Origin of the sequence: Sinorhizobium sp. NFACC03, from assembly GCF_900103435.1 — a bacterium.
GTDB lineage: Bacteria > Pseudomonadota > Alphaproteobacteria > Rhizobiales > Rhizobiaceae > Ensifer.
The window spans coordinates 15,207-40,313 of record NZ_FMXF01000002.1 but is presented as its reverse complement, the minus strand read 5'-3'; the positions used below and the strand labels follow the sequence as shown (position 1 = coordinate 40,313).

Here is a 25,107-nt window from a genome sequence, read left to right as displayed (position 1 = left end):
GGTGGCCGGATGTGTTTGTTTTCCGGCCGCCTTCCTCGGATTTGTACAGCGTAACGAGGTTAATCATGGCGATGAACGAAAACGTTCCGGGTGTCACCCCGCTGCCGGGACGGCGCGCTAAGCCGTCGCGCATCAACCTGCATCCCCTGCACGAGGCGGCCATGCGCATTGCCGATCTCGGGCTGAACCGGTCGAAGGCGAAGACGCGCGATCTGGTCGGGATGCTCCTGACGCACGGAGCGCGCGCCTGGCGATCGACGCAGCCGCGGGCCGGCATTCATCTTCACGTGACGGGGCCGAACCGGCGCCATCCCCTAAGAATGCGGATCACCTGAACGTTCATGAAATTCCAAAAGGCGGCCTGTGCCGCCTTTTTTCTTGTTGCGACACCGCCGCAACCATGCGCGTGTCAGCATCGCAACCTGCCCTATGATGGGCCGTCAGGTCATCCATATTGAAGACTAGAGCAGTCCGAGTTCCGCCAATTCGCGGCGCAGCTCGAGCGGCATCTCGGCACCGCCACCGGAAAGCGACGCCAGGTCGCGCGGCGCATCCTTGTCGGTGAGATAGCGCCAGCCCTGGAAGGCACGCCGCGGCTGCAACTCCGTCTCGACCACTTCCGGGCCAAGCAGCAGATTGCAGCGGCCGATACCCTCGCCATCCGTGAAGGTTTCGATACCGATCAAGGACTGTCGCGCCTGCACGGTCCCCTTGATCACCCAGTAGAGCGAACCGCCGCTCAGCAGTTCCTCCACCCGTTTCGGCACCATGCGGGTCGTGTGGAAGGAATGGGGCTCGAGGCCAGCGGCCATGGCGGCCATAGCCTTGCGCGAAACCCATTCGCGCAGGTCCTCGATCGATTCCGCTCCGACGCAGAGCTTTATGAGATGCAGAGACATAGCTGTTTTGAACACCCGTCCGGCCGTTGCGGTCAAGCGGCCAGACGCTGTTCATCCACAATCACCGTGGCGGCTCAACATTCGACGACGTTGACCGCGAGACCGCCGGTCGATGTTTCCTTGTACTTCTCGTTCATGTCGACGCCGGTTTGGCGCATCGTCTCGATGCAGGCATCGAGCGGCACAAAATGCTTACCGTCGCCCTTGAGCGCCAGCGAGGCTGCCGTCACCGCCTTGACCGCACCGAGCGCGTTGCGCTCGATGCACGGAACCTGAACCAGGCCGGCGACCGGATCACAGGTCATGCCGAGGTGGTGCTCGAGTGCGATCTCGGCGGCATTTTCGATCTGCTCGGGCGTACCGCCCATGACGGCAGCAAGGCCGGCAGCGGCCATGGCGGACGCTGAGCCGACCTCACCCTGACAGCCGACCTCGGCACCGGAGATCGAGGCGTTGTGCTTGATGATGCCACCGATTGCGGCAGCCGTCAGCAGATAGTCGCGGATGCCCTCCTGATCCGCGTCGTCATGGAAATGCATGTAGTAGCGGATAGTGGCGGGGACGACGCCTGCTGCACCGTTGGTCGGCGACGTGACGACGCGGCCGCCGGCGGCATTCTCTTCATTGACCGCCATCGCGTAGACGCTCAGCCAGTCGTTGGCGAGCAGCGGGTTGGTCTTGTTGGAGCGCCATTCTTCCTGCAGCTTGTCGTGGATCGAGCGTGCGCGGCGGCGGACCTTCAAGCCACCGGGCATGATGCCCTCCTGGCTCAGCCCACGGTCGATACAGTTGCTCATCGCGCCCCAGATGCGGTCGAGCCCGGCATTCAGCTCATCCGGCGACATGGTCGCTTCTTCGTTCGCCCGTTTCATCTGGGCGATCGTCATCCCGGAGCGGGCCGCCATGTCCAGCATCTCCTGGGCCGACGAGAACGGGAATGGCACCTTGACGCCGGCCGCCTTGTTCTTCGAGGCACGCATCGCCTCGAGTTCCGTATCGGTCACGACGAAGCCGCCGCCGATCGAATAATAGATCCGCTTCAGCAGCAGCCGGCCGTCGCGGTCGAACGCGGAGAAGGACATGCCGTTGGCATGGCCGGGCAGCGGCACCTTCTTGTCGAAGACCAGGTCCGTCTTCGGCTGGAATTCATAGGACGGATGTCCCGGCGGCGAAATGCGGCCGCTGCGCTCGACCTCGTCGATCAAGCCGTCCATGCGATCAGGATCGACCAGGTCGGGGCGTTCGCCGACGAGACCAAGGACAACCGCCCTGCCCGTGCCGTGGCCGATACCGGTATGGGCCAGCGAACCGTGCAGGCTGACCTTGATCGCCGCAACGGCAGCATGGGACGGGCGCGGCCAGTCGTCGGAAAGAATGAGTTCGAGAAAGCGGTTGGCGGCCGACATCGGCCCCATCGTATGCGAGCTCGAAGGCCCGATACCGATCTTGAACACGTCGAAGACGGAAAGAAACATAAGTTTGCCTGCCCCGGAGACTGACTCGCGGCGCACCGGCATGATTGCCCGAGCACCGCATTCACGATTGCCTCGATATCACGCTTCACGGTCTGTGCGAACCGGCGCGCTATCCTCATATTTACTGCGCGATTTTATCCTCAGATCGGCACCGATTTAAGGAAATCCGCAACAAATATAGGAACGAAGCCTAAGCGATCCCATAGCAGACGGTCAGGCGGTCAACCGACATTCGATCCCATCCGTGCGACATTGTCATCCCGCAAAGGCTCCGGGGTGTCGAGATTGGCTGCCTGGAATCAAAAACGGCGCGGCTTTTGGGAAGCCGCGCCGTCAATCAGTGGTCTTTTCTAGATACCAGATATCAAAGGCCGCCGAAAAGATAAGCAAGAACAAGAACGCCAGCGAAACCAGCCACGGCGCGTGCAGTTACGCCCCAGCAAGATTTCTGAATTGTATTGTCCATGATGTCTCCGAAAACACTCTCAACGGCCGCGAGCAGCACATTGGGTGCCCGCGTCTGGGGCCTTGCATATTGAAGAAAGTGTTACTGCGCAATGGGGAAATGTGGCGGAAAGGTGTCAGGCCCTCGCCGCTCAGTACACTAAGCTGGTGAAAACCGCGCAATTGGCCGGCGGGAGCGGAGAAAAATTCCGCCGCAATTTCATCACAGTAGTTGACGCGCCGTCGATTCCCGCGCCGCCGCGGCCACCTTGCATTTTCCAAAAGCCATGCCAAAAACACGTGTATGACCTTCGAAGATTACATAGCGCTTGTCGTGTTTATCCTGCTTTGGGCGGGTTTCAGCTGGGCGACCGACGGCACGCGCGGCTTCAAGCGGGTGAGTCTCACCCGCCTCATGAACGAGCATCGTGGCCGCTGGATCCGCAATTCGCTCAACCGCGATCTGAAGATGATCGATACGCAGATCATCGCGGGGCTGCAGGCCGGCACCGCCTTCTTTGCCTCGACGACGATCTTCGCCCTCGGTGGCTGCTTCGCTCTGCTCGGCGCAACCGAACAGGTGCAAGTGATCTTCGCGGACATGCCCTATGTCTTCCATGGCGGTCGGACCGCGTTCGAGCTGAAGGTCGGTGGCCTCACCTGTCTCTTCGGCTATTCCTTCTTCAAGTTCGGCTGGTCCTACCGGTTGTTCAACTATTGCTCGATCCTGATGGGCGGCATTCCAATGACCGCCGACATGCAACGCGACCTGCAGGCGGCGGAGAAGGCAGCCGAACGGGCGATCCGCATGAACGTGCTGGCCGCCAAGCACTTCAACGCCGGGCTTCGGGCGATTTTCCTGTCGATCGGTTATCTCGGCTGGTTCATCAGCCCCTATGTCTTCGTCGGGCTCACCGTCTTCGTCATCTTCGTGCTGACCCGCAGGCAGTTCTTCTCGGAGGCACGCGCGGCGCTGCTGCCGGACGCAACGCCCTGACTGCACGCGCGCCCATCGCGCTGAACGGAAACAGATCAGGCCTGACCACTTCCACCATCAGCCAACTACGCGTGTTTGGCACAAGCCAAACATGTCACTCTTCTTCACGCCCACAGGATGGCGAATGCCTATGTCCGACAGCAATGTGACTTCACCGACGACACAGATACCGGCTCAATCTGCCGCACGGGGGCGGCTCGCCTTCATCGACGTCGCGCGCGGCGTGGCACTGCTCGCCATGGCTACCTATCATTTCGTCTGGGACCTCGAGTTCTTCGGCTACGTTGCCGCGGGAACCGCCGGCACCGGCGGCTGGAAGATCTTTGCCCGGCTCATCGCCAGCAGCTTCCTCTTTCTCGCCGGGTACAGCCTTGTGCTCGGACAATGGCCGAAGCTTCGCCTCGACGCGTTCATGCGGCGCTTTGCCAAAATCGCCGGTGCGGCAGCGCTGATCACAATCGCGACCTATTTCGCGTTCCCGGACACCTTCATCTTCTTCGGCATCCTGCATGCGATCGCCGCGGCAAGCGTGATCGGCCTTGTCTTCCTGCGGCTTCCCGCCGTCGTTTCCCTTGTTGCGGCAGCAGCAGCCATCGCGGCACCCTTCTATTTGCGCTCGCCGGCCTTCGATGCACCCTGGCTCTGGTGGGTCGGACTGTCGGAAACCTTGCCGCGCTCCAACGACTATGTGCCGCTGCTGCCGTGGCTCGGGCCTTTCCTCTTCGGCCTTGCCGCAGCCAAGCTCTTCCATGCGCGGCTCATCGCGGTCCTCGCAAGCCGTCCGTCCACAGGTGGCAAGGGCAAACTGTGGATGAGCCCGCTCGTCTTCGGCGGCCGTCACAGTCTGGCCATATACCTCATTCACCAGCCCGTGCTCATCGGACTGGTCTATCTCTTCTCGCTGATTTCACCGCCAACATTGCCGGATCCCAAGCAAGCCTACCGCAGCAATTGCGTCGCGGCCTGCAACCAGGGGAACCCGGCCGTGCCGTGCGAGGCCTTCTGCGGCTGTACGCTCGACCTTCTGGTACAACAGAACCTGTTCGACGATCTGAACAAGGGAGAGATCAACGTCAGCACCGATGAACGCATTGCGCGAATCGCGCGACAGTGCACAATGGACGTGCAATCAGGGGACTAGGACATGAATGCCTATCGTGCCAAGCCGCTGAATTTCCCGTGGCCCGCCCTGCTCTACGGCGTCGCCACGCTCGCGGCCCTTGTTCTGGCGCGATATTCCCCCATCCCCGTCGCACACGGACACAGCTGGTTTCCCTGGATCAGCGGCGGCACACTGATCATCGTCGCCATCTGGCTGGATCTCTGGGCAGTCAAGACCTTGCTCGACCGGCACACGGCCGTCATGCCCTACCGGTCGGCGACCTGCCTCGTCACCTACGGTCCCTTCCGCTTCACACGCAACCCGATCTATCTCGGCTACACCCTGATGATGGTCGGCTTCGGTCTGGCGACGCTCAATCCTTGGTTCTTCATCACGGCGATCGCAGCGGTGATGCTGACGACCGTCTTTGCCATTCGCAACGAAGAGCGGCATCTGCTGTCGCGCTTCGGCTTCGAGTTCGAGCGCTATTGCCGGCACACCAGCCGCTGGATCTGACCAAAAAGACCGCACAGCCCAAAACCAAAAAGGGCAGCGCGGACGCCACCCTTCGAAACTTTCGCTTTTAAGAATACGCCTGCCTGCTCAGGTACCGACGCCGATCTCCGCGAGACGCGTCAGGCAGGCCTCCTCGACATTGTCGAGCTCTGCCAGCGTGTCTTCGATATCCTTGCGCTTCTGCCGAAGCTCCTCGCGCTTTTCCTCGACACGGTTCATCAAGAGCCGAAGCTGACCCATCTCGCCGGGTGGATCCTTGTAGACCTGGATGATTTCGCGGATTTCGGCAATCGTGAAGCCGATGCGCCGGCCACGCAGAATTTCCTGGATCAGCCGCCGATCCGCAGGCCGGAACAGGCGCGTGCGTCCACGGCGTTCAGGATGAATGAGGCCCTCGTCCTCATAGAACCGCAGCGTTCGGGTGGAAATGCCGAATTCCCGCGTCAATTCGGTGATGCTATAATATTTATTCACGCTGCCATTCCATGATTTACTGCATCATTCCTAAAATCGGCATCGATTTAAGGTCAAAATTATGCAGCAGGTCAAAGTGTTACAGCGATCTCAGCGTGTCATGGAAGACGCGCGCGCCGTAATGCGTATACACTATCGTTGACCTTGACGTAAAAGTCAAACAACCGCGTTCACCTCACGTAACGTGAAACCACCACGTGGCGATGCCGAGAAAACTGAAGAAACCGGTTATGTCGGTGATGGCCGTCACGAAAACGGCGGAAGACACGGCCGGATCGGCACCGAAGCGGTCCAGGCAGAGCGGGACGAGGATGCCGCCAAGCGCTGCGGCCATCATATTGATCAGCATGGCCGTGGCGATGATACCGCCGATGTTCGGATCCTGAAACCAGAGACCGGCGAGCAGGCCGATCAGCGTGCCGAAGATCATGCCGTTCAACAGCCCAACCCCGGCTTCGCGCCGAATGATGCGCGGCGCGTTGTGAATGTCGAGGCCACGGGTCGCAAGCGCGCGGACGGTAACCGTCATGGTCTGCGAACCGGCATTGCCGCCCATACCGGCGACAATCGGCATCAGAATGGCGAGCGCCACGATCTGCTGAATGGTCGCATCGAACAGACCGATGACCGAGGCGGACATGCACGCCGTCATCGAATTGATGAACAACCACGGCACGCGCGAGCGCGATGCCTCGGCAACCGAGTCCGAGAGCTCTTCATCGCCGACACCGCTCAAGCGCAAGAGGTCTTCTTCCGCTTCTTCCTGAATGACGTCGACGACGTCATCGATGGTGAGCACGCCGACGAGCCTTCCGTTGTCATCGACGACTGCGGCGGAGAGAAGGTCGTATTGCTCAAACAGTTGCGCTGCCTCTTCCTGGTCCATTTCGGCAGGAATGGCATGGCTCGTGTCATGCATGATCGCATCGACCTTGACCGACCGCTTGGTCCTGAGGATGCGGTCGAGGTCCATGGCACCGAGCAGCTTGAAGGTCGGGTCGATGACAAAGATCTGCGTGAAGCTCTCGGGCAGGTCCTCGTCTTCGCGCATGTAGTCGATCGTCTGGCCAACGGTCCAGAACGGCGGCACCGCCACGAACTCGGTCTGCATGCGCCGGCCGGCGGTGCTCTCCGGATAATCGAGCGAGCGGCGAAGGCGAACCCGTTCCGTAAAGGGAAGCTTCGCCAGGATCTCGTCCTGATCTTCCTGGTCGAGGTCCTCGAGAATGTAGACGGCGTCGTCCGAGTCCATTTCGCCGATAGCCTCGGCGATCTGCTCGTTCGGCAGATGCTCGACGATATCGAGACGGATGGCCTCGTCGACCTCCGTCAGCGCCGAAAGGTCGAATTCCTTGCCGAGCAGTGAGACCAGCGCCAGGCGCTGGTCAGGCTGGATCGCTTCAAGCAGGTCGCCGAGTTCCGACGAATGCAGGCCGGCGACGTGCTGGCGCAGATAGATCGTATCGCGATCGGCGATCGCGGCCCCGACATGCATGAGGAAATCGGAACGGACCGAACCGTCGTCGGCATAGATGTCCGAGCCGTCAAAGGTCTTGACGTCTTCGATACCGCTGTCGTCGTCGCCGATATTGCTCATGGGCGCCCTCGAAACGATTGCTGCTTTCCGGTGCTCCATCATACGGGCCGGAAAGAATGCGTCACTGACGGTTGGTGCCCCTCTTCCGCTGCCGTGCTCCGGAAGTTGGGTCCTACAGCCCTGCTAGCGCAAAGCCCCGCCGAGGTCCACAGCACAGATACCACCCTGTGCGCGGCGATAACAGTTTTATTCAAGCTGTTGCAAATACATGAGAAACCGGCTGCATCTCGACACGGTCGACATCGATCGCGCGATCGGCTAGCACTTCTCTTCGTTCCCTGGAACCGGAATCGATTTCAGAGGACGAAACAGCAGCCCAAGGTTTACGCCGCCTCTTGCGCTCCTCAACGGGACGTACGGCGCCGCAAACGCTGCAGCCGAGGAACATCTGATGGCGATCCGTCCCATTGTCCGTTTTCCCAGTCCCTTGCTGAGCCAGAAGGCGGACACCGTTACCCGCTTTGATGCGGCGCTCGAGGCCCTTGCGGACGACCTTCTGGACACGATGCGAGCGGCACCGGGCATCGGTATCACCGCTCCGCATGTCGGCGTGCTGCAAAGGGTGACGGTGATCGAGCTCGACCGGGAGAGCGGCGTCAGGATTTACATCAATCCTGAGATCGTCTGGAACTCCGCCGAAGTCATGAAACATGCGGAAGGCAGTGTTTCGATGCCTGGGGTCTCGGAAGACATCGAGCGACCGCAAACCGTGCGCGTTCGCTATCAAAGCCTTTCAGGCGAAAAGGTCGAAGAGGAAGCCGAAGGGCTGATGGCCATTTGCCTGCAACATGAGATCGACCAGCTCGACGGTATTTTCTGGACCCAACGCCTCTCGCGCCTGAAACGCGATCGGGCGATCAAGAAATTCGAAAAGCTGACAAGGGAACAGACGCGCGTCTAGGACTTCCCGCGGACAGCATCCAATGACTCCCAGTTCACCAAGGATCGAACAATGAAGCCAACATATCTTGCAGTCATCGGCCTCCTGGCCCTCGCCGGTTGCAACAGTGCCCAGCAGAGTGTTGAGCCCCTGCCAGAGAGCCTGACCTACGGCGAAAACGCCAGCAAAAGAAAGACGCAGGCCGCTCCCGGCACGATGGTTCAGCACCGTTTCATGTATGAAGGACAGATGGTCTACGAAACCTATGAGGTTCAGCCCGATCACAGCTTCAAGCTTATCCGCCGCCGCATGGACCAGAGCGGACCGCAAGGCAACAGCTGACCACGCGGACGCAGAGCGGGGCAAGCGCACGGCGCGCGGCCTAAGCTTGGCGTGCGCAATCAAATGTTTCGGCCTACTGCCTTGGAAAGGCGGAGTAGACCGCCGTTTCGAAGTCGAGGTAGCCCCCGATCGAGGCCGGGTCGACGAAGGGCAATATCTGCGTCGCCCATAGGCCGCCGAGACCGTTTTGGCGGTCTATCCAGTAATAGAGGTTTGCAAGCCCAGCCCAAGCCAGCGCGCCGGCCGGTCGGCCTGTCGGCGCGGCTTCATCATTGATCATGAAGCTAAGGCCCCAGGATTTCGGCATTCCGGGGAAAAATTCGGCGTCGTGCGAAAGGCTCGGTATCACCCCGGGAAGCTTTTTGATCTTCTTTTCTCCAAGGCCGTTCTTTTCCGCCATTGCGACGGTTTCGGCTTTCAGCACGCAGCCGCCGGGTGCCACCCCGTCGTTCAGCCACATGCGAATAAATTTTGAGTAATCGGTAGCTGTCGAGTAGAGGCCATGCCCACCCATCTGAACCTCGGGCTCCTGGGGGAACCGGAAATCGGGCAACGGCAGCAATTGCCCTGCATCATCCCGCTGATGCAGCGTGACCACGCGTGAGGCCATCGCTGGGGTCAATGCAAAACCGGTATCGTCCATGCCGAGCGGCTGAAGGATTCGCTCGGTCATCACCTCGCCCAATCGCTTACCGGCTATGCCCTCCACCACCTGTCCGGCCCAGTCCAGGTTGCTTCCATATTCCCAGTCGTCGCCTGGATCGAACAGCAATGGGGTGCGGATGGACGCATAGGAGCTCGTGATCACGCTGGGCTGCCCATGTTGGCGGGCCAACCTGGCGTAGGTCTCATTGAAGAAGTCGTATCCAAAGCCAGCCGTATGCAAAAGCAGCATGCGCGTCGTGATATCCCGCTTGGGCGGGCGGAGCTTCGGGTTCCCGGAGGAATCAAAGCCATCGATCACCTGCAGCTTGCCGATCTCGGGAGCGTATCGCCTGGCTGGAGCATCGAGATCGAGCCTGCCCTCTTCGACCAGTTGCAGGCAGGCAGTGCCGGTGATCGCTTTCGTCATCGAGAAGAGCCCGAAGACGCTGTCGGCGGTCATGTCCGCATCGCCACCCAATGCTCGCTTTCCGGCTGCACCGGTGTAGATATCGCCCCGTCTATCTGTGGCAATCGCGACGACGCCGGGCACGCCATCCGCGGCGCTGACGACGGTATTGAGGATTGCATCGGCAACAGCCCTGAGATCGCCGCCCAAAGGAACCTCCCAAGCAAACAGCCTTCGTCATTGGTGCAGGTCGCCCAGCCACCGCCGCGCCCAGAAAACTGCTCCAGCCCGGCCCTCGTTCTGGAATACCGCGCCAAGGTTAGCACCAAATAACATTCCAAGCCATTTCGCCTGCAACGTGGCGGTGCTCGTTCACTCTTTTTCCGCGGCGGCAAGCGCTATGCACGCCGAAGTGCGGTCGGAAGATGTATTGAGGTTTGCGGGCTTGCAGCTTCGGCCCGAGGCTGAGCCGCGCGGTCGGCTCAAGACCTAAGCGTTGGAGATAAAAACGAAAAAACCGGCCGAAGCCGGTTTTGGTGCGGTCGAGAAGACTCGAACTTCCACGGGTTGCCCCACAGCGACCTCAACGCTGCGCGTCTACCAATTCCGCCACGACCGCATCGTGGTAGATGCCGACCTGCGCCGGCGGGGGTGCATGTAGCAAAAGCCCCCGCAGTGCACAAGAGATGGCTGTGCACAATTCGGGCGATCATGACAGAACTCAGCGGCCCGTCGCATTGCGAGCGAAACGGCCAGGTCGCCTTTCCGCGCATCAAGCGCGCGCACCTTGTCGGCCACCGCGCCGAGACCGATTGTTGGGCGCGGGATCCCGTTCGTCTTCGGCCATTCGCCAGCAAAGAGAGCGCGCTCCTTCCCACCGTGCCAAACGCCTACGCTTGATTGGAAACGTCCAGAAAAGGGATGTGTCAGCGACGCGATTCCGCGCAGCTCGCCGTGTTCGCTAGGCAGGATAAAAACAAAAAACCCGGCCAGAGCCGGGTTTTTTTGGTGCGGTCGAGAAGACTCGAACTTCCACGGGTTGCCCCACAGCGACCTCAACGCTGCGCGTCTACCAATTCCGCCACGACCGCATCGTGGTAGGTGTCGACCTGCGTCGACGGGGCTGCATGTAGCAAAAGCCCCTGGGGGGCACAAGGGGATGACGACAGAAATTTGACGGGAAATGAAACTATTTCAACAGCCCGCTGGGGAAGCGTTGGAAACGCTGGACTCTTGTCACGCGCCATCCCATTTACAAGCTCTGAAAACAGGAATGCAGACCGAATGCAGCGTGAGAATCTGAGCCAGACCATGTTCGCCCCCCCGGAATCACCCCCGGTTCGCTGGCGGGTTGCCTCTGATCTGGTGGATTATCCACAGGCAGTCGAACTGATGGAACAGGAAGCTGCCGCGATCGCCGCCGGCACCGCGGACGAACTCGTCTGGCTGGTCGAACATCCGCCGCTATACACAGCCGGTACCAGCGCCGATGTTGCTGATCTGGTGATGCCGGATCGCTTTCCGGTGTTCTCGACGGGTCGCGGCGGTGAATACACCTATCACGGGCCGGGCCAGCGCGTCGTTTACGTTATGCTCGACCTCAAGCGCCGAAAGCAGGACGTGCGCGCCTTCGTCGCTGCGCTGGAAAGCGTCGTGATCTCCACGCTCGATTCGATGAATGTGAGAGGTGAGCGCCGCGAAGATCGGGTCGGCGTCTGGGTTCGCCGCCCGGAAAAGCCCGCCCTGCCCGATGGTTCGGTGGCGGAAGACAAGATTGCCGCGATCGGCATTCGCCTGCGCAAATGGGTAAGCTTCCACGGCTTCGCACTGAACGTCGATCCGGATCTCGACCATTTCGGCGGCATCGTGCCCTGCGGTATTCGCGGCTACGGCGTAACAAGCCTCGTCGACCTCGGCCTGCCGGTGATGATGCCGGATGTCGATATCCGGCTGCGCGAGGCCTTCGAGACGGTGTTCGGCCCGACAAAGACCGACGGCGCCTGAACCCATTCAGCTTGCCGTTCGACGTCCCGCCTGCCGCTCGCGCCAGATAATAAAGAGGCCCGAGCCGACGATGATGGCGATGCCAAGCCATTTGGAGAGCGACGGGAAGTCTCCGAAGATGAGATAGCCGAGCGCCGTCGCCGTGACGATCTCGAAATAGTGGAATGGCGCCAACAAGGAGACAGGTGCCGCTCTGAAGGCTTTGACGACCAGCAGATGGCCGTAGCCGGAGAGCGCCCCGAGGATAACCACCAGCGTCCAGCCAAGCGCCGATTTGGGCAAGGACGGCACGAAATCGGGGCTGCCCATGCCGTTGCCGACCAGGATCACCAGCGCCATCATCAATGTGCCGCCGATGCCAGCGATGGTCTGCATCGTCAGCGGCGAGTCTCCGGTACCGACCGCGCGATTGAGAAGCAGGTAGCAGGCAAACACGAAGGCGCAGGCCACCGGCAGCAAAGCCGTCACGCCGAAAGCCGCGAAACTCGGCTGGATGACGATCATCGCCCCACCGAAACCGACGACGATGGCAAGCCAGCGTCGCCAGCCGACCTTCTCCTTCAGGAACACCGCCGAAAGGCAGGTCAGGATGAAGGGTTCGACGAAATAGATGGCAAAGGTATCTGCCAGCGGCATGTACTTCACGGAAATGAAGAAGAACAAGGCCGCGGTCGCCAGCAGCACGCCGCGCAGCAGATTGGCCCAGGGACGCTTCGGCTTCAGCGCCCGCAGGCCGCCGGCGCCAAGCAGCATCGGCAGCGTCGCCACCAGCTGGAAGAAGAACCGGTAGAAGGTCACCTGGCCGGGCGACATGCCTTCGTAAACAGCCATATACTTCGCGATCACGTCCATGCCGGGCAGGATGACCATCGCAAAGAGCATGATGGCGACACCTTGCATCACGGTATCGGCAGGCTCGGCAGCCGCAGTTCGGGCGTCGGTCATGGGGCAAGCTCCGGTTGGCCGCCGCACATTAGAGCCTAGGCTACGGTTTTCAACGGCCGAGGATACTCCGGAGGCCGAACTATCCGCGCCTTAGCCGCAATTGACGGTGTTTTTGGCGCTTCGGGGTGGTCCCTCGCTGGCCGAATGCCTATAAGCTCAGGACCATCTTCCGCCCCGGAAGTCAAAAGCGGCTTCCTGCCGTCTCTCCGGGACCTTTGAACGTAACCGTGGCAAAGGAGATATCCATGCGCTTGTCCACCGAAACGATGATTGCCCGCCTGCGCGACACCAGCGACGGTGATACGCTGGGAGGACGCATCTGGAGGGCGCGCGACGCCGCCAACATCAGCACCAAGGACCTGGCAGACCAACTCGGAGTCCGCGCTGAAACGGTCGCCGCCTGGGAGCGCGACCGCGCCGAACCCCGGACGAACCGGCTCTTCATGCTTGCCGGCGTGCTGGGCGTTACCCCGGCCTGGCTGATCGCCGGCCTCGGCAAGGCGCCGGATTCGGACGCGGTCGATGACGAGCGCGACGGCCTTCGCGAGCAGCTTGCCCTGGTCAAGAAGCTGCACGAACAGACCGGCAAGGCCATCGCCGCACTTGAGATGGAACTCAATCGCGTTCAACAGAACATTCGTTAGCTTATTGTCGATTCCAACGGGCCGCCGCCCTGGCGGCCTGAAACCATTTTTGTCCTAGGGAGAAAATAGATGGATGTACGCGCCGCCGTTGCCGTTCAGGCAGGCAAGCCGCTGGAGGTCATGACGGTTCAGCTCGAAGGCCCAAAGGCCGGCGAAGTGCTGATCGAGGTCAAGGCCACCGGCATCTGCCACACGGACGACTTCACGCTGTCGGGTGCCGATCCGGAAGGCCTGTTCCCGGCCATCCTCGGTCATGAAGGTGCCGGCATCGTCGTCGACGTCGGCCCAGGCGTCACCTCGGTGAAGAAGGGCGATCACGTCATTCCGCTCTATACGCCCGAGTGCCGCTCCTGCCCGTCGTGCCTGTCGCGCAAGACCAATCTCTGCACCGCGATCCGCTCGACCCAGGGCCAGGGCCTGATGCCAGACGGCACATCGCGCTTCTCGATCGGCAAGGACAAGATCCATCACTACATGGGTTGCTCGACGTTTGCCAACTACACGGTGCTGCCGGAGATCGCCGTTGCCAAGGTCAACCCGGACGCGCCGTTCGACAAGATCTGCTACATCGGCTGCGGCGTCACCACCGGCATTGGTGCGGTCATCAACACGGCCAAGGTCGAGATGGGCGCGACCGCGATCGTCTTCGGTCTCGGCGGCATCGGCCTCAACGTCATCCAGGGCCTGCGCCTCGCCGGTGCCGACATGATCATCGGCGTCGACCTCAACAACGACAAGAAGGGCTGGGGCGAGCGCTTCGGCATGACCCACTTCGTCAACCCGAAGGACGTCGGCGACGACATCGTGCCCTACCTGGTCAACATGACGAAACGTGGGGCCGACCAGATCGGCGGCGCCGACTACACCTTCGATTGCACCGGCAACACCAAGGTGATGCGCCAGGCGCTCGAGGCCTCGCATCGCGGCTGGGGCAAGTCGGTCGTCATCGGCGTTGCTGGCGCCGGCCAGGAGATCTCCACCCGGCCGTTCCAGCTCGTCACCGGCCGCAGCTGGATGGGTACCGCCTTCGGCGGCGCGCGCGGCCGCACCGACGTGCCGAAGATTGTCGACTGGTACATGGAGGGCAAGATCGAGATCGATCCGATGATCACCCACACCATGGCACTCGAAGACATCAACAAGGGCTTCGAGCTGATGCATTCCGGCGAAAGCATCCGTTCGGTCGTTCTTTACTAAGGTGCAAATGGCGCAATTCCGGGAAAATCGCTTCGCACTTTTCCTGGAATTGCTTCACAACCTGAACGACGCAATTCCGGACGGAAAACCGCTTCGCACTTTTCCTGGAATTGCTTCACAATCCGATTCAGAACGGCGTCGGAGTCGATTGATTTCCGGCGCCTTTTCAGTCCCGTTGAGAAACTGATACAAGATGATCTATGTCGATGCCGATGCCTGCCCGGTGAAGTCGGAAATCCTGAAGGTGGCCGAACGCCATAGAATAGAGGTGACTTTCGTCGCCAATTCCGGCCTGCGCCCCTCGCGCGACCCGATGGTACACAACGTCATCGTCTCGGCGGGTTTCGATGCGGCCGACAACTGGATCGCGGAACGGGCGCAGGAGGGCGATGTTGTCGTCACCGCCGATGTACCGCTGGCCGTGCGTTGCGTTGCCGCCGGCGCGTTGGTTACCGGCCCTTCCGGACGCATCTTCGACAAGGGCAATATCGGCATGGCTTCGGCGATGCGCGATCTTGGGCAGCATTTGCGTGAAACCGGCGAGAGCAAGGGCTACAACGCCGCCTTCACGCCGCGCGATCGATCCGCCTTCCTCGAAACGCTTGACCGACTCGCACGGCAGGCGAAAAAGTGACGGTGCGGCAGCCGCTTCCGCTGCAGATCGCAGGGGTATCTGGATGACAGCGACGACGACGAAGCTCAGGCACTGGCCCTTCTACACCGCCATTCTATGCGCGCTCGCAAGCGTGCCCGTCCTCTGGTTCGTTGCGCGACGCTTCGCACTTGAAGGCGCTGCGATCACCTTCTTCTGCGTCTATCTCGTCATGTGCTGGCGGCGATTGCGGATGATGACCGGGCGGCACCTGAAGACCCATGCCAGAAACACCGACGAGCCCGAGTTCGTTATCCTCCTCGTGACATTCGGTGCGGCTGCGAGCTCGCTCATCTCGCTGTTCTTTGCGCTCAACGCCCAGCAAACAGGATCCGCACTCGCGCTCGGCCTCGCCTTTGCCTCGGTCGTGCTCGGCTGGGCGACGATCCATATGATGGCCGCGATGCATTATGCGCACATATACTGCGTGCCTTCCGCGGATGCGAAGACGCCGGAGCCTGCACGTGGCCTCGACTTTCCCGAGACACCCGAGCCCGGCGGTTTTGATTTCCTCTATTTTTCCTTCGTCATCGGTATGACCGCGCAGACCTCAGACGTCGCCATCACCACAACAGCCATGCGGCGCATCAATCTGATGCATGCCGTCGTTTCTTTCTTCTTCAACACCGTGCTCGTCGCCGCCGCCGTCAACGCGGCCGTGCAGCTTGCCGGCTGAGCATCATTACCCAAGGAGCATTTCATGAAGGTCCTCTCGCAAAACACCGCTTTCGGCGGCATGCAGGGCGTCTTTTCGCACGATTCCGAGGCTTGCAAGGGCGAGATGACCTTTGCCGTCTTCGTGCCGCCGCAGGCGATCAAGGAACCGAGACCAGTGCTCTGGTACTTGTCCGGCCTCACCTGCACGCACGCGAACGTCATGGAGAAAGGCGAATACCGGCGCATGGCCGCCGAACTCGGGCTTATCATCGTTTGCCCCGACACCAGCCCGCGCGGCGCCGACGTGCCAGACGAACTGACGAACTGGCAGATGGGCAAGGGCGCGGGTTTCTATGTCGACGCCACCGAGAAGCCCTGGGCCGAGCACTACCAGATGTACAGCTACATCACCGAAGAACTGCCCGCTTTCGTCAGCCAGCACTTCCGCATGGACATGAGCCGCCAGGGCATTTTCGGCCATTCCATGGGCGGCCACGGCGCCATGACCATTGCGCTCAAACACCCGGATCGCTTCAAGAGCTGCTCGGCTTTCGCGCCGATCGTCGAGCCCTCGACCGCCGACTGGTCGGTCGGCGCCTTCGAAAAGTATCTCGGCACAGACCGCGCCGCCTGGCGCCAATATGATGCCTGCGCCCTCGTCAAGGACGGTGCGCGCTTCCCGGAATTTCTGATCGACCAGGGCAAGGCGGACAGCTTTCTCGAAAACGGCCTGCGCCCGTGGCTGTTCGAGGATGCGGTCAAGGGAACCGGCATCGATCTGACGCTGCGCATGCATGAGCGCTACGACCACTCCTACTACTTCATCTCCACCTTCATGGACGATCACCTGAAGTGGCATGCCGAACGGCTGGCCTAGGCCGATTTTGTCCCGGAGCGACTGATGACCCACCTCCTTCTCGTTGGAGCCGGCGGCGCGATCGGCTCGATCTTGCGCTACCTTGTCGGCCTCTGGACCGTCCATCGCCTCGGGGCGGGCTTCCCGTGGGGCACACTCGGCGTCAATATCACCGGCTCGTTCCTGATCGGCGTGCTGGCAGAGGCGATCATGCGCAAGTTTGGCGCGTCGCCGGAAATGCGCGTGTTCCTCATCACCGGGGTTCTCGGCGGCTACACCACCTTTTCCGCCTTTTCGCTGGATGCGATCACGCTCTTCGAGCGTGGTGATGTCATGCTTTCCGTCATCTATGTCGTTGCCAGCGTCGCGCTTTCGCTCCTTGCGGTCTTCAGCGGGCTGGCTCTGATGCGCGCAATAGTCTAAAGGCTGCTTCTACAAGCGCTGCGTAGCCTGAGGGAAACGCGGTGCGTTGCTGCATTGCTCTTCAACCGTCATCGCTTCAGGGGCATTGTCATGCAGCCGTTAAAGGATTGCGGCAGCCCTTGCGCACCTGAAGCGTTTTCTTGCGTCCATCCCAACGTAAGAGCTTCAGATTGACGCGCGACGCTGCAGGAACAGAAAGCAGGTTCGCTCAAATGGCAGGCATAGAACACAGGCAAGTGGACGGTGACGAGGCAGGCATGCGCCTTGACCGCTGGTTCAAAGTGCATTTTCCGGGGCTGGGTTTCGGTCCGCTGCAGAAGCTTTTGCGTTCGGGCCAGATCCGTGTCGACGGCGGCCGCGTCAAGTCCGACACGCGCCTACAGCCGGGCCAGACGGTGCGCATCCCTCCCCTTGGCGTCGATGCGAAGGAGACGAAGACAGGCCCGATCGCCGGCCGCGACCTTCGCCACTCGCCCGACGGAGAATTGCTGTCGCGGATGGTGCTGCATGAGGACGCGAAGGTGATCGTGCTGAACAAGCCGGCCGGGCTTGCCGTGCAAGGCGGCTCCGGCGTCAACCGTCACATCGACAAGATGCTCGAGGCCTGGACCAATCAGCGTGGCGAAAAGCCCCGTCTGGTGCACCGCCTCGACCGTGACACCTCAGGTGTTCTGGTCATTGCCCGTACGCGTGGCGCCGCCCAGAAGCTGACGGCCGCCTTCCGAGAGCGCGACACCAAGAAGACCTATTGGGCGCTGGTGAAAGGCGTGCCGCGCAAGCGCGAAGACCGGATCTCGACCTGGCTGGTCAAAGAACAGACGCCGGACGGCGACCGCATGCGCATCGCCAAGCATGGCGAGGACGGTGCCGACCACGCGATTTCCTACTACCGAATTCGTGAGCAAGCGGCACAGAACCTCGCCTGGCTCGAGATGGAGCCCTATACCGGCCGTACCCATCAGTTGCGCGTGCATGCCTTGCATATCGGTCACCCGATCCTCGGCGACCCGAAGTATTTCGACGCCGATATCAACTGGAGCCTGCCCGGCGGCATGCAGAACCGTCTGCATCTGCACGCGCGCCATATCGATATCCCGCATCCGGACGGCGGTCGCCTGCGCGTGACCGCGCCGCTGCCGCCGCACATGGTCCAAAGCTGGAACCTACTGGGCTTTGAAGAGAACGAGCCGGGCGAGGACGACTGATGAAACTGGCGCTTTTCGATTGCGACGGGACGCTGGTCGATAGCGGCGGGCTGATCCATGAGGTGATGGCGCGCACCTTCGAGGCATTCGATCGCGAGCGCCCGCCGCTTTCAGCAACCAAGGGCATCATCGGCCTGACACTCGACATCGCCATTGCCCGCCTGCTTGGCCGCGAGCACGTCGACGACCTGGCACTGGCGATGACTGCGCACTACAAGTCGATCTTCGCAGGCGTGCGCAGCGAAGCCGGCTTCCAGGAGCTTTTGTTTCCGGGCATCGCCGACATGATGCAGACGCTCTCGTCGCGGGACGCGCTGCTGATCGGCGCCGTCACCGGCAAGTCTCGGCGCGGCCTCACTCACATCTCCGAAACCCACGGTTTCGACAATATCTTCTTCGTTTCGCGCACCGCCGACGACTGCCCTTCCAAGCCGCACCCGGCGATGGTGACGGAGTGCTGTTCGGAAGCGGGCATCGATGCGAAGGATACGGTCGTCATCGGCGACGCGATCTACGACATGCAAATGGCCAAGGCCGCGGGAGCCGCCGCCATCGGCGTAGCCTGGGGCTATGCGTCCGTTCCCGATCTCATCGAGGCGGGTGCCGATTTCGTTGCGCAGACGCCGGCAGACATCATTGAATGGATGGAACACAATCATGCCTGATATTCGCGACGAGCTCAGCGGTGCGATGAGCCACGAGGATCCGGTCCGCCGCGCACAGATTCAGATGCTGAAGCCGCTGCCGAAGCGCTTCTACAAGGCGGTCAGCGTCGCTGCGGCGGAAGGCGACACCCACGCCGTGCTGCTCGACGGCCGCACGGTGCGCACGCCAGCAAAGCAACCGCTTGCCGTGCCGACACGCAAGCTTGCCGATATGCTGGCCGCCGAATGGGAGGCACAGGCCGAGGTCATCGATCCCGCCCGAATGCCGGTCACCCGCATCGTCAACACGGCGCTCGATGGTGTTGCGAAAGACCAGCGCTCGGTGTTCGACGACATCCTGCGCTTCGCCGGAACCGACATGATCTGCTATCGCGCCGACAGCCCGGAAGGCCTGGTCGCACGCCAGAACGAGATCTGGAACCCGGTGCTCGACTGGGCGCGGCAAACGCTCGGCGCCCGCTTCATCCTCGCCGAAGGCGTGATCCATCAGGAGCAGCCGGAGGAAGCCCTTTCGGCCTATGCCGAGGGCCTGCGCGCTTTCGCCACTCCGCTCGGGCTCACCTGCGTTCATACGGTGACCAGCCTGACGGGTTCGGCCCTGCTGGCGCTTGCCTTCGCCTCCGGCAGGTTCACGGCCGAAGAGGCCTGGACGGCCGCGCATGTCGACGAAGACTGGCAGATCGAGCATTGGGGAACCGACGAGGAAGCCTTCCGCCGCCGCGAAAACCGCTGGCAGGAAATGCTGGCGACTGCTGCGGTTCTGGACGCCTTGCGGTAAACGGAGACAGCGAAACATCTCTGAATACGATTGCGGGCTGCGTGTCCTTCATGACGAGCAGCCCGCTTCGTTTGCAATTATGGTTACGGCTTCAGAGCAAGATCGCCCTGCTTACCTAACGCCACGTTAGTGTATTACGCTGCGTTAGGCGGCGAGTTTCAGCCCGGCAATGCCGCTGACGATGAGCGCGATGCAGCCGAGGCGGACGAAGGTCGCCGGCTCTGCAAACAGGAAGATGCCGAGGATGACGGTACCGACCGTACCGATACCCGTCCAGACCGCATAGGCCGTGCCGAGCGGCAGGGTGCGCACGGCAAGGCCGAGCAGCGCGATGCTGAGGATCATCGACCCGACGGTCAGGATCGTCGGCGTAACGCGCGTGAAGCCATCCGTGTATTTGAGACCGATTGCCCAGCCGATTTCGAGGATACCGGCAACCAAAAGAAGGAACCAGGCCATGTCAAACTCCTAATACTGGAGCGAGGCCGTCCCCGCGGATGTTCGGTTTCGAATTCGCGAACCGTGCAGCCGTCTGCAATGCCGGTTCTATCTCACACTCCGGTTCCGACGGCAAGGCAGCCACGGGCAGATCAGCCTTGCACCGGTGGCAAGGCTAAGCCACGTGCCGCATTCCTTGAAGCCTTGAAAACGACGGGGTTTTCGCCGGGCCAAGCACAAGGAAAGGCCGTCTTACAGTTTTCTGGGCATTCTAGGGAGCATTGCGCTCCCGGCGGAGTTTCGCCCACCATTCCAGCCGCTTGCGGATTTCTCGCTCGAAACCACGCTCCGGCGGATCATAGTAAGTCTGGCGCCCCATCTTTTCCGGAAAATAGTCCTGGCCGGAAAAGGCATCCGGCTCGTCGTGATCGTAGCGATAACCGTCGCCGTAGCCTTCGCCCTTCATCAGCTTGGTCGGGGCGTTGAGAATGTGCTTCGGCGGCAGCAGCGAGCCGTTCTCCTTGGCAGCGCGCATCGCCGCCTTGTAGGCGGTGTAGACCCCGTTCGACTTCGGCGCGGTCGCCAGATAGACACAGGCTTCGGCAAGCGCCAGTTCCCCCTCCGGCGAGCCCAGATAATCATAGGCGTCCTTGGCGGCATTGCAGATCACCAGGGCCTGAGGGTCGGCAAGGCCGATATCTTCAACCGCCATGCGTACAAGCCGTCGCCCGAGATAAAGAGGATCCTCGCCCGCATCGAACATGCGGCAGAGATAATAGAGCGCGGCATCCGGATCGGAACCGCGTACCGACTTGTGCAGCGCCGAGATCAGATTGTAGTGGCCGTCCTGGCCCTTGTCGTAGACCGGCGCCCGGCGCTGGACGATGTTCTGAAGCGCTGCAGCATCGAAGATCTCGTCGCGCCGCGCGGCGCGCCAGACTTCTTCCGCCAGCGTCAGCGCCGCACGGCCATCGCCATCGGCCATGCGGATCAGGCTCGCGCGTGCATCCGCATCAAGCGGCAACGCCTTGCCTTCTGCCTGCTCGGCACGGGACAGAAGCTCCTGGATGCTGTCCTCACCGTGTGGCTTGAACGTCAGCACGCGAGCGCGGGACAACAGAGCGGCGTTGAGCTCGAAGGACGGATTTTCGGTCGTGGCGCCGACGAGGATGACGGTGCCATCCTCCATCACGGGCAGGAAACTATCCTGCTGGGCACGATTGAAACGGTGGATCTCGTCGACGAACAGCAGGGTCTGCCGGCCGGACATGCGCCGCGCACGGGCCGATTCGAACACCTTCTTGAGATCGGCAACACCGGAGAAGATGGCGGAGATCTGCTCGAAGGCGAGTCCCGCCTCCCCCGAAAGCAGACGCGCGACGGTCGTCTTGCCGGTGCCTGGCGGTCCCCAGAAGATCATCGATCCGAGAGAACCCGACGCGATCATACGCGACAGCACCCCATCATCCCCGGTCAGGTGCTCCTGGCCCGTGACTTCGGCGAGCGTACGCGGGCGAAGCCGGTCGGCAAGCGGTCTTGCGGACGCCATCTCAGGAGGCTCGTGTGCTGTAAACAGATCGCTCATCGGAAGAACTGACGGATAAGTTGGCCGTCCCGCTCGATTTCGACGCGCCAGAAGGAGGCGTCGTCGCCCATCACATGCTCCAGCGTCTTGGACGTGTCGATCGCCGTGCCGTTGACAGAGCGCACGATGTCCTTCGGCTCAAGGCCGATGCGTGCTGCCGGCGAACCGCGGTTGACCTGCATGACGACGACGCCCTGGAGCGAAGTCGACACGCGCAGTTCCTCGGCTAGACGTGGCGACAGATTGGCGACGACCGCGCCGGCGAAGGGATTGCGACCTTCGATCAGCCGTTCGTCACGCGGCGAGGTCTCCGGCGCCCGATCGAGCTTGAGCATCACCTCACGCGGCTTACCGTTTTCCGACACGGTAACGCGCGCCTCGTGGCCGATGCCGACCGTCGTCAAGCGGTAGCCGAGCGCATCAGGATGTTCGACTTCAATGCCGTTGACGGCGGTGATCACTTGCCCCGGCTTGATGCCTGCCAGTTCGGCCGGGCCACCCGCCACGACAGCCGTCACCAGCGCACCGCGGGCGCGGTTGAGGCCAAGGGCTTCGGCCACTTCCGAGGTCACCGGTTCGAAGCTTGCGCCGATGAAGGGACGGACGAAGGCGCCATTGCCGCCGTCAGCGGACGCGACGAAGACCTTTACCAGATTGGCGGGGATAGCAAAGCCGACGCCGTTCGAGCCGCCACCCTTGGAGAAGATCGCGGTGTTGATGCCGATCAATTGACCGTTCATGTCGATGAGGCCGCCGCCGGAATTGCCCGGATTGATCGCCGCATCCGTCTGGATAAAGAAGCCGAAATCCCCTGAAGAAACCTGGTTGCGCGCGAGAGCCGAGACGATGCCGCTCGTGACCGTCTGGCCGACGCCGAACGGGTTGCCGATCGCCAGCACGAGATCGCCGACTTCGACCGCATCCGAGTCGCCGAGCGGGACGATCTCGAACGGGCCTTCCGACTGGATCTTCAGCACCGCCAGGTCGAGTCGGTCATCCTTGAGCACGATCTTGCAGGGAAACTCGCGCCCGTCCGCCAGCGCCACCTTGATGTCGTCGGCGCCCTCGATGACGTGATTGTTGGTCACGACGATGCCGTTCTTGCCGACGATCACGCCGGAGCCGAGCGACGATTGCTTTTCCGAGCGGTTCGGCATGCGTTGGCCAAAGAACTCCTCAAAGAAGGGATCGCCGGAAAAGATCGAGCGGCGCTCGACCACGCGTTCGGCGTAGACGTTGACGACCGCATTTGCCGTCTGCTTGACGAGCGGCGCGAAGGAAAGCTGCATTTCGGTGCGCGACTGCGGAACCGTCTTGGCCTCCTCAGCCCATGCCGGACAGGCAAGAGACACAGCAATGACGAGCGCAACAAGCGCTCTTTGACCAACGATCATGTGAAGCATTCTCCTATTCGTCACGGCTACGTTCAGATAGGATTTCGCGCGAAAAAAGGCAAATGTTGGCGCAGGATACGCAAAGTTGCCGGCTTCACGCGCTACGCACGAAAACGTGGTTCCGCACCCCTTTCACGGTGATCGAAAGTCTGCTGAGTTCGTACAAGACAAGGCTCATAAACCACTCTCGGATAAGACCATGCCATCCTACCGTCCACCACGAATCGTTTCCTCCGAAATCACGCCGGAGAACATCTTCATCAATCGCCGCGCATTCCTGGGCGCCGCGGTCGGCGGCGTCCTTCTTGCCGGAAGCGGCACAGGTATGGCGGCAGCGCTTAGCGCACCAAAAGGCAAATACGTCGTCGACGAGGACCTGACCCCCGAAGCTGACGTCACGGGCTACAACAACTTCTATGAATTCGGGACCGGCAAGGGCGATCCGGCCGCCAATTCGAACAGCTTCAAGCCGACCCCCTGGACGGTGAAGGTCGATGGCCTCGTCGGCAAGCCGAAGGAGTTTGGGCTGGAGGAACTGCTGAAGTTCCCCATCGAGGAACGCGTCTATCGCATGCGCTGCGTCGAGGCGTGGTCGATGGTGATCCCCTGGACCGGCTTCCAGCTTTCGACCCTGCTCGACAAGGTGGAGCCGCTTGGCAGCGCCAAATATGTCTCGTTCGAAACGGTCGTTCGCCCGGCGGAGATGTCGGGCCAATCCGGCTTCTTTCAGCCGTTGCCCTGGCCCTATCGCGAAGGACTGAGGCTCGATGAAGCCCGTCACCCGCTCACTCTGCTGTCCGTCGGCGTCTACGGCAAAACGCTTCCCAACCAGAATGGCGCACCGATTCGGCTCGTCACCCCCTGGAAGTACGGCTTCAAGGGGATCAAGTCGATCGTGCGGATCTCGCTCACCGAGGCGCAGCCGCCCTCCACCTGGAACCTCTCGGCCCCCAACGAGTACGGCTTCTATGCCAACGTCAACCCGGCCGTCGATCACCCGCGCTGGAGCCAGGCGACGGAGAACCGCATCGGGGGCGGAGGCTTCTTCGGCTCCAACCGTCGCGACACTCTGCCCTTCAACGGCTATGCCGACGAGGTTGCCAGCCTCTATGCCAGCATGGATCTGAGAGCGAACTACTGACGATGGCCGGCCTGCCCACACTCCCGAAACGCTTTCATTCGGCCTCGGTCTGGGCGCTCTATGGCTTTGGCCTGATGCCGGCGGCGTTTGCCTTCTATCTCGGCGCTACCGGGCAACTGCCCGGCAATCCGGTCAAGGAATTCGAGCATCTGCTCGGGATCTGGGCGCTGCGCTTTCTCGTGGCCACGTTGGCAATCACCCCGGTCCGCGATCTCTTCGGCATCAACTGGCTACGCTACCGCCGGGCGCTCGGGCTGCTGGCATTCTACTACGTGCTGATGCACTTCCTGGCCTACATGCTGCTCGATCAGGTGCTGAACGTCCCGGCGATCCTCGCCGACATCGCGCGCCGTCCGTTCATCACCATCGGCATGGCCGCTCTGGTCATGCTGATCCCGCTGGCGCTGACATCCAACACCTGGTCGATCCGCAGGCTCGGCACCCGCTGGAACACGTTACACAGGCTCGCCTACGTGATTGCTGCCGCCGGCGCCCTGCATTTTGCCATGTCGGTGAAGGTCGTTGGCCCCGAGCAGATGCTCTATCTAGGCTTGGTCGCCGCGTTGCTTCTCTGGCGGTTGGCGCGCAAACCCTATCTCCGTCGCAAACGTCAGACGGCGAGCGCGCCGGCCAGGGCAATCCCAGGAAAGGTGTAATTTGCCCATTCGCTCGGAGCAGCCGGATACTCGGTCGCTCAAGCGCTCGACCAAGCATTGAAATGGCGCAAACCACCGCCCATAGAAAAA

Annotated in this window: 27 protein-coding genes and 2 tRNA genes; 18 read left to right on the top strand and 11 right to left on the bottom strand. The window is 61.6% G+C overall.

Annotated features, from left to right (window positions below; all coding sequences use genetic code 11):
• Positions 1-65 precede the first annotated feature (65 nt).
• Positions 66-335, top strand: a complete 270-nt coding sequence (locus tag BLU35_RS05590) for a hypothetical protein (RefSeq protein ID WP_057255611.1) — start codon at positions 66-68, stop codon at positions 333-335.
• A 126-nt stretch (positions 336-461) separates the two neighbouring features.
• On the opposite strand, the gene BLU35_RS05585 is transcribed toward BLU35_RS05590, so the two are convergent.
• Positions 462-899: a DUF1489 family protein gene (locus tag BLU35_RS05585; RefSeq protein ID WP_057255610.1), complete on the bottom strand. Its 438-nt coding sequence runs from the start codon at positions 897-899 to the stop codon at positions 462-464.
• Between the two features lie 74 nt (positions 900-973).
• Complete coding sequence (locus BLU35_RS05580) at positions 974-2,374, bottom strand: L-serine ammonia-lyase (protein ID WP_057255609.1); 1,401 nt, start codon at positions 2,372-2,374, stop codon at positions 974-976.
• A 748-nt stretch (positions 2,375-3,122) separates the two neighbouring features.
• On the opposite strand from BLU35_RS05580, the gene BLU35_RS05575 reads away from it, so the two are divergent.
• The 3 genes from BLU35_RS05575 to BLU35_RS05565 all read left to right on the top strand — a co-directional run bounded on the left by BLU35_RS05575 (position 3,123) and on the right by BLU35_RS05565 (position 5,433).
• The gene (locus BLU35_RS05575) at positions 3,123-3,815 is read left to right on the top strand and encodes a DUF599 domain-containing protein (protein WP_058328549.1); all 693 of its coding nucleotides are present in this window, start codon (positions 3,123-3,125) and stop codon (positions 3,813-3,815) included.
• A 130-nt stretch (positions 3,816-3,945) separates the two neighbouring features.
• Positions 3,946-4,956 carry a heparan-alpha-glucosaminide N-acetyltransferase gene (locus BLU35_RS05570; protein ID WP_093232356.1) on the top strand — a complete coding sequence of 337 codons (1,011 nt, stop codon included), beginning with the start codon at positions 3,946-3,948 and terminating at the stop codon, positions 4,954-4,956.
• Positions 4,957-4,959: 3 nt separating this feature from the next.
• A complete protein-coding gene (locus BLU35_RS05565) occupies positions 4,960-5,433 on the top strand; it encodes a methyltransferase family protein (RefSeq protein WP_057255606.1) in 474 nt (157 codons plus the stop codon).
• 87 nt (positions 5,434-5,520) lie between these two features.
• Here the strand turns inward: BLU35_RS05565 and BLU35_RS05560 are convergent, their stop codons facing one another.
• Together BLU35_RS05560 and mgtE are read right to left on the bottom strand one after the other, a co-directional pair.
• Positions 5,521-5,907: a MerR family transcriptional regulator gene (locus tag BLU35_RS05560; RefSeq protein ID WP_057255605.1), complete on the bottom strand. Its 387-nt coding sequence runs from the start codon at positions 5,905-5,907 to the stop codon at positions 5,521-5,523.
• A 175-nt stretch (positions 5,908-6,082) separates the two neighbouring features.
• Positions 6,083-7,504 carry a magnesium transporter gene (gene mgtE / locus BLU35_RS05555; RefSeq protein ID WP_057255604.1) on the bottom strand — a complete coding sequence of 474 codons (1,422 nt, stop codon included), beginning with the start codon at positions 7,502-7,504 and terminating at the stop codon, positions 6,083-6,085.
• A gap of 391 nt (positions 7,505-7,895) precedes the next feature.
• Here mgtE and BLU35_RS05550 point away from each other — a divergent pair, with 391 nt between their 5' ends.
• Both BLU35_RS05550 and BLU35_RS05545 read left to right on the top strand, forming a co-directional pair.
• Complete coding sequence (locus BLU35_RS05550) at positions 7,896-8,405, top strand: peptide deformylase (protein ID WP_058320546.1); 510 nt, start codon at positions 7,896-7,898, stop codon at positions 8,403-8,405.
• Between the two features lie 51 nt (positions 8,406-8,456).
• The gene (locus BLU35_RS05545; RefSeq protein WP_093232355.1) at positions 8,457-8,726 is read left to right on the top strand and encodes a hypothetical protein; all 270 of its coding nucleotides are present in this window, start codon (positions 8,457-8,459) and stop codon (positions 8,724-8,726) included.
• Positions 8,727-8,799: 73 nt separating this feature from the next.
• Here the strand turns inward: BLU35_RS05545 and acmB are convergent, their stop codons facing one another.
• The 3 genes from acmB to BLU35_RS05525 form a co-directional block, all read right to left on the bottom strand.
• Positions 8,800-9,987: a methyl acetate hydrolase AcmB gene (gene acmB / locus BLU35_RS05540; protein WP_093232354.1), complete on the bottom strand. Its 1,188-nt coding sequence runs from the start codon at positions 9,985-9,987 to the stop codon at positions 8,800-8,802.
• A gap of 324 nt (positions 9,988-10,311) precedes the next feature.
• A tRNA-Leu gene (locus BLU35_RS05535) sits at positions 10,312-10,396 on the bottom strand.
• Between the two features lie 387 nt (positions 10,397-10,783).
• A tRNA-Leu gene (locus BLU35_RS05525) sits at positions 10,784-10,868 on the bottom strand.
• Between the two features lie 193 nt (positions 10,869-11,061).
• Between BLU35_RS05525 and lipB the strand changes: the two genes are divergently transcribed.
• Positions 11,062-11,781 carry a lipoyl(octanoyl) transferase LipB gene (gene lipB / locus BLU35_RS05520; RefSeq protein ID WP_058328544.1) on the top strand — a complete coding sequence of 240 codons (720 nt, stop codon included), beginning with the start codon at positions 11,062-11,064 and terminating at the stop codon, positions 11,779-11,781.
• Positions 11,782-11,787: 6 nt separating this feature from the next.
• Here lipB and BLU35_RS05515 read toward each other — a convergent pair whose 3' ends face one another.
• Positions 11,788-12,726, bottom strand: coding sequence for a DMT family transporter (locus tag BLU35_RS05515; protein WP_286161445.1), 939 nt, complete (start codon positions 12,724-12,726; stop codon positions 11,788-11,790).
• A 245-nt stretch (positions 12,727-12,971) separates the two neighbouring features.
• On the opposite strand from BLU35_RS05515, the gene BLU35_RS05510 reads away from it, so the two are divergent.
• The 9 genes from BLU35_RS05510 (at position 12,972) to BLU35_RS05470 (ending at position 19,803) form a co-directional block, all read left to right on the top strand.
• Positions 12,972-13,370 (top strand): helix-turn-helix domain-containing protein, encoded by a 399-nt coding sequence (locus BLU35_RS05510; protein ID WP_057255598.1) that lies wholly within the window; start codon positions 12,972-12,974, stop codon positions 13,368-13,370.
• Positions 13,371-13,439: 69 nt separating this feature from the next.
• On the top strand, positions 13,440-14,567 hold the full coding sequence (locus BLU35_RS05505; protein ID WP_093232352.1) for an S-(hydroxymethyl)glutathione dehydrogenase/class III alcohol dehydrogenase: 1,128 nt from the start codon (positions 13,440-13,442) through the stop codon (positions 14,565-14,567).
• 193 nt (positions 14,568-14,760) lie between these two features.
• Positions 14,761-15,201: a YaiI/YqxD family protein gene (locus BLU35_RS05500; RefSeq protein WP_093232351.1), complete on the top strand. Its 441-nt coding sequence runs from the start codon at positions 14,761-14,763 to the stop codon at positions 15,199-15,201.
• Positions 15,202-15,244: 43 nt separating this feature from the next.
• Entirely contained in the window at positions 15,245-15,895 is a 651-nt protein-coding gene (locus BLU35_RS05495) for a DUF1345 domain-containing protein (protein ID WP_093232350.1), read from the top strand.
• Positions 15,896-15,919: 24 nt separating this feature from the next.
• Positions 15,920-16,753, top strand: a complete 834-nt coding sequence (gene fghA, locus BLU35_RS05490; protein ID WP_093232349.1) for an S-formylglutathione hydrolase — start codon at positions 15,920-15,922, stop codon at positions 16,751-16,753.
• Between the two features lie 24 nt (positions 16,754-16,777).
• Positions 16,778-17,155, top strand: a complete 378-nt coding sequence (gene crcB, locus BLU35_RS05485; RefSeq protein WP_058329555.1) for a fluoride efflux transporter CrcB — start codon at positions 16,778-16,780, stop codon at positions 17,153-17,155.
• Between the two features lie 212 nt (positions 17,156-17,367).
• Positions 17,368-18,360, top strand: coding sequence for an RluA family pseudouridine synthase (locus BLU35_RS05480; protein WP_057255592.1), 993 nt, complete (start codon positions 17,368-17,370; stop codon positions 18,358-18,360).
• The gene (locus tag BLU35_RS05475; RefSeq protein WP_058329557.1) at positions 18,360-19,025 is read left to right on the top strand and encodes an HAD-IA family hydrolase; all 666 of its coding nucleotides are present in this window, start codon (positions 18,360-18,362) and stop codon (positions 19,023-19,025) included. Before BLU35_RS05480 ends, BLU35_RS05475 begins: the two co-directional genes overlap by 1 nt.
• Positions 19,018-19,803 carry an ATP12 family chaperone protein gene (locus tag BLU35_RS05470; RefSeq protein WP_093232348.1) on the top strand — a complete coding sequence of 262 codons (786 nt, stop codon included), beginning with the start codon at positions 19,018-19,020 and terminating at the stop codon, positions 19,801-19,803. Before BLU35_RS05475 ends, BLU35_RS05470 begins: the two co-directional genes overlap by 8 nt.
• A 144-nt stretch (positions 19,804-19,947) precedes the next feature.
• On the opposite strand, the gene sugE is transcribed toward BLU35_RS05470, so the two are convergent.
• From sugE to BLU35_RS05455, 3 genes are all read right to left on the bottom strand, one after another.
• Positions 19,948-20,262, bottom strand: a complete 315-nt coding sequence (gene sugE / locus BLU35_RS05465; protein ID WP_093232347.1) for a quaternary ammonium compound efflux SMR transporter SugE — start codon at positions 20,260-20,262, stop codon at positions 19,948-19,950.
• Between the two features lie 250 nt (positions 20,263-20,512).
• Positions 20,513-21,826 carry a replication-associated recombination protein A gene (locus BLU35_RS05460; RefSeq protein WP_058324766.1) on the bottom strand — a complete coding sequence of 438 codons (1,314 nt, stop codon included), beginning with the start codon at positions 21,824-21,826 and terminating at the stop codon, positions 20,513-20,515.
• Positions 21,823-23,220 carry a DegQ family serine endoprotease gene (locus BLU35_RS05455; protein ID WP_057255588.1) on the bottom strand — a complete coding sequence of 466 codons (1,398 nt, stop codon included), beginning with the start codon at positions 23,218-23,220 and terminating at the stop codon, positions 21,823-21,825. Before BLU35_RS05455 ends, BLU35_RS05460 begins: the two co-directional genes overlap by 4 nt.
• A gap of 199 nt (positions 23,221-23,419) precedes the next feature.
• Here BLU35_RS05455 and msrP point away from each other — a divergent pair, with 199 nt between their 5' ends.
• Complete coding sequence (gene msrP / locus BLU35_RS05450) at positions 23,420-24,361, top strand: protein-methionine-sulfoxide reductase catalytic subunit MsrP (protein ID WP_057255587.1); 942 nt, start codon at positions 23,420-23,422, stop codon at positions 24,359-24,361.
• Positions 24,362-24,363: 2 nt separating this feature from the next.
• Positions 24,364-25,017 carry a protein-methionine-sulfoxide reductase heme-binding subunit MsrQ gene (gene msrQ, locus BLU35_RS05445; protein WP_057255586.1) on the top strand — a complete coding sequence of 218 codons (654 nt, stop codon included), beginning with the start codon at positions 24,364-24,366 and terminating at the stop codon, positions 25,015-25,017.
• The last annotated feature ends 90 nt before the right edge of the window (positions 25,018-25,107 follow it).

Excerpts from the sequence above, each read along its gene's own strand:
- msrP (WP_057255587.1), top strand. The coding sequence starts at position 23,420 with ATGCCATCCTACCGTCCACCACGAATCGTTTCCTCCGAAATCACGCCG.
- BLU35_RS05565 (WP_057255606.1), top strand. The coding sequence starts at position 4,960 with ATGAATGCCTATCGTGCCAAGCCGCTGAATTTCCCGTGGCCCGCCCTG.
- BLU35_RS05585 (WP_057255610.1), bottom strand. The coding sequence starts at position 899 with ATGTCTCTGCATCTCATAAAGCTCTGCGTCGGAGCGGAATCGATCGAG.
- BLU35_RS05590 (WP_057255611.1), top strand. The coding sequence starts at position 66 with ATGGCGATGAACGAAAACGTTCCGGGTGTCACCCCGCTGCCGGGACGG.
- BLU35_RS05580 (WP_057255609.1), bottom strand. The coding sequence starts at position 2,374 with ATGTTTCTTTCCGTCTTCGACGTGTTCAAGATCGGTATCGGGCCTTCG.
- BLU35_RS05570 (WP_093232356.1), top strand. The coding sequence starts at position 3,946 with ATGTCCGACAGCAATGTGACTTCACCGACGACACAGATACCGGCTCAA.
- sugE (WP_093232347.1), bottom strand. The coding sequence starts at position 20,262 with ATGGCCTGGTTCCTTCTTTTGGTTGCCGGTATCCTCGAAATCGGCTGG.
- BLU35_RS05500 (WP_093232351.1), top strand. The coding sequence starts at position 14,761 with ATGATCTATGTCGATGCCGATGCCTGCCCGGTGAAGTCGGAAATCCTG.
- fghA (WP_093232349.1), top strand. The coding sequence starts at position 15,920 with ATGAAGGTCCTCTCGCAAAACACCGCTTTCGGCGGCATGCAGGGCGTC.
- BLU35_RS05515 (WP_286161445.1), bottom strand. The coding sequence starts at position 12,726 with ATGACCGACGCCCGAACTGCGGCTGCCGAGCCTGCCGATACCGTGATG.
- BLU35_RS05505 (WP_093232352.1), top strand. The coding sequence starts at position 13,440 with ATGGATGTACGCGCCGCCGTTGCCGTTCAGGCAGGCAAGCCGCTGGAG.
- BLU35_RS05495 (WP_093232350.1), top strand. The coding sequence starts at position 15,245 with ATGACAGCGACGACGACGAAGCTCAGGCACTGGCCCTTCTACACCGCC.
- BLU35_RS05455 (WP_057255588.1), bottom strand. The coding sequence starts at position 23,220 with ATGATCGTTGGTCAAAGAGCGCTTGTTGCGCTCGTCATTGCTGTGTCT.
- msrQ (WP_057255586.1), top strand. The coding sequence starts at position 24,364 with ATGGCCGGCCTGCCCACACTCCCGAAACGCTTTCATTCGGCCTCGGTC.
- BLU35_RS05545 (WP_093232355.1), top strand. The coding sequence starts at position 8,457 with ATGAAGCCAACATATCTTGCAGTCATCGGCCTCCTGGCCCTCGCCGGT.
- BLU35_RS05550 (WP_058320546.1), top strand. The coding sequence starts at position 7,896 with ATGGCGATCCGTCCCATTGTCCGTTTTCCCAGTCCCTTGCTGAGCCAG.
- BLU35_RS05470 (WP_093232348.1), top strand. The coding sequence starts at position 19,018 with ATGCCTGATATTCGCGACGAGCTCAGCGGTGCGATGAGCCACGAGGAT.
- BLU35_RS05480 (WP_057255592.1), top strand. The coding sequence starts at position 17,368 with ATGGCAGGCATAGAACACAGGCAAGTGGACGGTGACGAGGCAGGCATG.
- BLU35_RS05510 (WP_057255598.1), top strand. The coding sequence starts at position 12,972 with ATGCGCTTGTCCACCGAAACGATGATTGCCCGCCTGCGCGACACCAGC.
- BLU35_RS05475 (WP_058329557.1), top strand. The coding sequence starts at position 18,360 with ATGAAACTGGCGCTTTTCGATTGCGACGGGACGCTGGTCGATAGCGGC.
- lipB (WP_058328544.1), top strand. The coding sequence starts at position 11,062 with ATGCAGCGTGAGAATCTGAGCCAGACCATGTTCGCCCCCCCGGAATCA.
- BLU35_RS05460 (WP_058324766.1), bottom strand. The coding sequence starts at position 21,826 with ATGAGCGATCTGTTTACAGCACACGAGCCTCCTGAGATGGCGTCCGCA.
- crcB (WP_058329555.1), top strand. The coding sequence starts at position 16,778 with ATGACCCACCTCCTTCTCGTTGGAGCCGGCGGCGCGATCGGCTCGATC.
- BLU35_RS05575 (WP_058328549.1), top strand. The coding sequence starts at position 3,123 with ATGACCTTCGAAGATTACATAGCGCTTGTCGTGTTTATCCTGCTTTGG.
- mgtE (WP_057255604.1), bottom strand. The coding sequence starts at position 7,504 with ATGAGCAATATCGGCGACGACGACAGCGGTATCGAAGACGTCAAGACC.